The sequence below is a fragment of the Sphingomonas sp. genome (assembly GCF_019749955.1).
GTDB lineage: Bacteria > Pseudomonadota > Alphaproteobacteria > Sphingomonadales > Sphingomonadaceae > Sphingomonas.
This window is the reverse complement of sequence record NZ_JAIEPC010000081.1, coordinates 1-1900: the sequence shown is the minus strand read 5'-3', so window position 1 is coordinate 1900 and position 1900 is coordinate 1. Positions and strand designations below refer to the sequence as shown.

The following is a 1900-nucleotide window of genomic DNA, read 5'->3' as shown; positions in this document are numbered from 1 at the left end:
CGATCAGGAACCAGAGCGTAATCGGCGTCACCCCGTGTGCCATGGGTCGGTTATGGTTAACCACGCTTAACCGATCGGCCGACTCACGTCCACAAAAAGCTAGGATTCACTGCGAGTCGCGCCGTGTTGGCCAATATTCGGGCGCTGGCTGGGTGATGCCAGCTTGTCACGAAGCGCACCTTCGCGGATAGGCAGGCGCACGCGAGCATGGGGGCAACCGGCCAGTGACGATCGACAAAGTCTATCTGACCGCCGATGCGCTGCTCGCGGATTCCTTCCGGCTGGGCGTCGCCGTGCTTGATAGCGGTTTTGCGCCGACGCATCTCGTCGGCATCTGGCGCGGCGGTGCGCCGGTCGGGATCGCGGTGCAGGAATTGCTCGCCTATCACGGCGTCGATTGCGACCATATCGCGGTGCGCACCTCGTCCTACAGCGGCATCGACCAGCAGGACCCCGATGTCCGTGTGTACGCGCTCGGTTATCTGATCGACACGCTCGGCCCCGATGATCGGCTGCTGGTGATCGACGACGTGTTCGACAGCGGGCGCAGCATCCGCGCCTTTCTGCGCGAACTGACCGCGCGGTGCCGCCACAACATGCCGCGCGAAGTCCGGATCGCCACCGTCTACTACAAGCCGGCGCGCAACCTGACCGACCTGGCCCCCGATTTCTTCGTCCACTCGACCGATGCCTGGCTGGTTTTCCCGCACGAGATCAACGGGCTGACGATCGACGAAATCCGCCGCAACAAACCCGAAGCGCCGATCATCCTGCGCGAAGAGGACTCAGCATGACCGATTTTGCCACCCCCGCCGACCGCGCCGCCTTCATCGCCGCGCTGCCCAAGGCCGAGCTGCATCTGCATATCGAAGGCTCGCTCGAACCCGAACTGATGGTCGCCCTCGCCGCGCGCAACGGCGTGTCGATCCCCTTCGCGTCGGTGGAGGAGGTTCGCGCGGCTTATGATTTTTCGAACCTGCAGGATTTCCTCGATATCTATTATCAGGGGATGGCGGTGCTGCTGACCGAGGCGGATTTCTTCGACCTGACCGCCGCCTATCTCGACCGCGCGCATGCCGACGGGGTGCGCCACGTCGAGATTTTCTTCGACCCTCAGGGTCATACCGAACGCGGCGTGGCCTTCGATACGGTGGTGGGCGGCATCACGCGCGCGCTGGCCGATGGCGAAGCGCGGCTTGGGATCACCTCAAAGCTGATCATGTGTTTCCTGCGCCACCTGAGCGAGGCCGAGGCCGAAGCGACGCTCGACCAGGCGCTACCCTATCTCGACAAGATCGCCGGTGTCGGGCTCGATTCATCCGAAAATGGTCACCCGCCCGCCAAATTCGCGCGCGTCTTCGCCCGTGCGCGCAGCCTTGGTCTGAAGCTTGTCGCCCACGCGGGCGAGGAAGGGCCGGCTGCATATGTCCATGAAGCGCTCGACGTGCTCGGCGTCGACCGGATCGACCACGGCAACCGCTCGCTCGATGACCCCACGCTGGTCGCCCGGTTGGTGGCCGAGGGCATGTGCCTCACGGTCTGCCCGCTGTCGAACCTGAAGCTGTGCGTCGTCAACGACATCGCCGCGCACCCGCTGAAGGCGATGCTCGACGCCGGTTTGGTGGCGACGGTCAATTCGGACGATCCGGCCTATTTCGGCGGCTATGTGAACGCCAATTTCATCGCCGTCGCCGATGCGCTCGACTTGTCGCGCGGCGAACTGACCCAATTGGCGCGCAACAGCTTTACCGGATCGTTCCTCAGCGCGGACGAACAGGCGCCGCACCTTGCCGCGATCGACGCTGTCGCGCGTTGAGCCTCAGCGCCCCACCGAGCTATAGGTGAACCCCGCCCGCTCGGCATCGGCGGGCGGATAGATGTTGCGCAGGTCGACCATCAC

The 1900-nt window shown here is 64.4% G+C and carries 2 protein-coding genes; both read left to right on the top strand.

What is annotated here, in order from left to right; all coding sequences use genetic code 11:
- Positions 1-224: 224 nt before the first annotated feature.
- Positions 225-794, top strand: a complete 570-nt coding sequence (locus tag K2W81_RS13930; protein ID WP_294105382.1) for a phosphoribosyltransferase — start codon at positions 225-227, stop codon at positions 792-794.
- Positions 791-1816, top strand: a complete 1026-nt coding sequence (locus K2W81_RS13925) for an adenosine deaminase (RefSeq protein ID WP_294105380.1) — start codon at positions 791-793, stop codon at positions 1814-1816. Before K2W81_RS13930 ends, K2W81_RS13925 begins: the two co-directional genes overlap by 4 nt.
- Positions 1817-1900: the final 84 nt, after the last annotated feature.

Coding starts and splice junctions, on each gene's coding strand:
- K2W81_RS13925 (WP_294105380.1), top strand. CDS start 791: ATGACCGATTTTGCCACCCCCGCCGACCGCGCCGCCTTCATCGCCGCG.